This window comes from Streptomyces prasinopilosus (assembly GCF_001419695.1).
Taxonomy (GTDB): Bacteria; Actinomycetota; Actinomycetes; order Streptomycetales; family Streptomycetaceae; genus Streptomyces; species Streptomyces prasinopilosus.
Genome location: NZ_LIRG01000415.1, coordinates 1 through 2,812 on the forward strand (window position 1 = coordinate 1; position 2,812 = coordinate 2,812).

The following is a 2,812-nucleotide window of genomic DNA, read 5'->3' on the forward strand; positions in this document are numbered from 1 at the left end:
CGGTGGGTCCGGCGGCCCCGTGAACGTTCCCCACCGGGGCCGCCGGACCCACCGCCGGTTCCCGCACCGGTCCCCACCGGTCTCCTCCTCAGGACGGGATGGTCATGTCCAAGCCCTCACGGCCTTCCTCCGGACGGCCTTCCCCGGGTGAGCGACCGGCGGGTCCTGTTCCGGAGGCGCCGCGCCCAGAGCCCGAGCCGGCCGGGCGGCCGGCGGGTGGGGGCCACCCGGCGGTCCAGCGCTCCGGTGCGGATGGCCTCGAGTGCGTCGGCGAGATCCACCCCGGCGAACGCGATGACGTCGGTCGCGACCGTGCGGAGGCTGTAGGCCAGGAACGTGAGGTCCGCGGGGTCCGCCGTGCCGCCGGGGCCGGTGGATCCGGCGGTTTCGGTGTCCGTCGTGATCCGGGTCGCGAGTTCCAGCGCGCGGTCGGCGGCGCGCTGGCGTACGTCGCGGTCGTCGAGTCCTCCCGCCAGAGAGCCGACGATGTTCCTCAGCTCGCGCACCGGCTCCTGGAGCCGGGCCCGGGTGCCGGAGGGGGCCGAGGCGACGAGTCGCGCGAGCATGAGGCAGCTGGCACCCAGCAGGTCGAGGTGCTCCGCGTGCTCCTTCTCGCGCACGACGACCTTCGCCCGCCCCGCCAGCGCGCGGCGGGTGACCCGCGGGTCGGTCCGGCCGACCCGGCGCAGTTCCACCAGATGGTCCAGGATCTCGCGGAGTTCCCCGACCGACCGCGCGGCGAGGCCGTCGTCGTTCCGGTCGATGGCGTCGGCCAGGGTGGTCAGACCGCCGGCGATCGCGGTGAGCGCCTCCGTCTCGGCGCGGCGCAGCAGGGCCAGCGGCTCGGGCGGGAAGAGGAGCTGCGAGAACACCAGGGCGATGCCCGCGCCGGTCAGCACGTCCACCAGGCGCTGGAAACCGTTCGCCTCGTCACCCGCGGCCACCACCAGGATGGCGCTCACCGCGGCCTGGACGACGACGATCTGGGGGCCGCGCACGGCGCGTGCGACCGAGAGCGAGACGAACACGGCGAAGGCCATCGCCCCGGGGCCGGTTCCCAGGGTGGCGAGCACGAGCTGGCCGACCAGCAGACCGAGCAGCACGCCCAGCAGCAGCCGGACCGCGTGCAGGCCGCGTTCGCCGAGGTCCGCGGTCAGGGCGATCATCGCCGCGATGGGGGCGAAGTACGGGGTGGGGTGGTCGAACACGTAACGGGCCACCAGCCACGCCACCGCGGCGCTGGCGGTCGCCTGGAGCAGCAGCCACACGTCCAGGGCGGTCCGGCGGCCGCCGCCCGGGACGCGCGACGCGGTCCTGTGCGCCACCGCACGGGCTCCGCGGACTGCCCTGCGGGACCGCGACGCGCTCACCCTGCTCATGATGCCAGCCGGCCGCCCCGCCCACCCGGCGTCGGGGAGTCCCGGCGAGCCGTGACCGTGCCGGCGCCCGCGCCGGCGGAAAGGCGGCGGTGATGAAGGTCGAACAGTTCACCGAACCGCTCGCGTACCACGGCGAGGGACCGGTCTGGTCCGAGGCGTGGGGCGGCCTGCGGTGGCTGGACATGCTGGCGGGGGACGTGCTGTCGCTCGCCCCCGACGCGACGGTGGTGCGGCGGCACGTCGACACCGTCGTCGCCGCGGTCCGCCCCAGACGAGGGGGCGGCGCCGTACTCGGAGTCGAACGCGGCTTCGCCCTCGAGGACCCGGACGGAAAGGTGACCCTCTTGGACCCCCTGTGGAGTGACGAGCGCGTGCGCATGAACGAGGGAGGCTGCGATCCGGACGGGCGGTTCTACTGCGGTTCCATGGAGTACGACACCCGGCGGGGCGCCGGCGCGCTGCACCGCCTGGACCCCGACGGCTCGACGGCCACCGTCCTCGACGCCGTGACGATCTCCAACGGCCTGGAGTGGAGCCCCGACGGTGGTCGCGCGTACTACGTCGACACGGGGACGGGCCGCGTCGACGTGTTCGACTACGACCGTGAGCACGGGCTGACCGGACGGCGCCCGTTCGCCGTCGTTCCCGGGCCCGGGAAACCGGACGGGCTGACGGTCGACGCGGAGGGCGGCGTGTGGGTCGCCCTGTACGACGGAGGCGCCGTGCGCCGGTACGCGCCGGACGGCACCCTCGACGAGGTCGTGGACCTCCCGGTCACCAAGGTGACGGCGTGCACCTTCGGCGGGCCGGAGCTGGACCGGCTGTTCATCACCACCTCGCGCGAACACCTCGCACCCGGCGCCGAACCGCGGGCGGGGGCGCTGTTCACCTGCGTGCCCGGGGTCCGGGGCGTGCCCGTGAGGGAGTTCGCCGGATGAGCGCCGCCGACGCCCCCACCGGTGCCCGCGCGGGCGGTACGGGCGGCGCGGACGGCGAGCGGACCCAGACGCTGCTCGTCCTCGGCGCGCGCGGCGACCTGGCGTCCCGGCTGCTCCTGCCGGGCCTGGGCAGCCTGATCGCCGCGTCCTCACCGGCCGGCCTCTTCCTCGTCGGCAGCGACCGCGGTGAGGGGAGCGACGAGGAGTGGCGGACGGTCGTCACGGAGGCGTTCGCGGTGGGAGGGGCGAGCGGGCCCGCCGTCGACGCCGTCGTCCGCGACGCGCGCTACGTGACCGCGGACGCCACCGACGAGGACGACCTGCGCCGCCTCCTGGAGGGCCGCCGGGGCCGCCTCACCCTGTACTTCGCGCTGCCGCCCGCGGTCACCGTCGAGGCCTGCCGGGCGCTGTCCCGGATCGGCGTGCCGGACGGCACGCGCCTGGTGCTGGAGAAGCCCTTCGGCACCGACGCGGCCAGCGCGGCCGCGCTGAACG

General features: G+C 75.5%; 2 protein-coding genes and 1 pseudogene. 2 read left to right on the forward strand and 1 reads right to left on the reverse strand.

The features are described from left to right. Positions 1-116 precede the first annotated feature (116 nt). Positions 117-1,325, reverse strand: coding sequence for an FUSC family protein (locus tag AOK18_RS17910; RefSeq protein WP_055695031.1), 1,209 nt, complete (start codon positions 1,323-1,325; stop codon positions 117-119). 146 nt (positions 1,326-1,471) lie between these two features. Between AOK18_RS17910 and AOK18_RS17915 the strand changes: the two genes are divergently transcribed. Next, positions 1,472-2,317 carry an SMP-30/gluconolactonase/LRE family protein gene (locus AOK18_RS17915; protein ID WP_055695032.1) on the forward strand — a complete coding sequence of 282 codons (846 nt, stop codon included), beginning with the start codon at positions 1,472-1,474 and terminating at the stop codon, positions 2,315-2,317. After that, positions 2,314-2,812: pseudogene (locus AOK18_RS17920) on the forward strand (glucose-6-phosphate dehydrogenase); the annotation flags it as partial. The gene AOK18_RS17915 and the pseudogene AOK18_RS17920, both read left to right, overlap by 4 nt.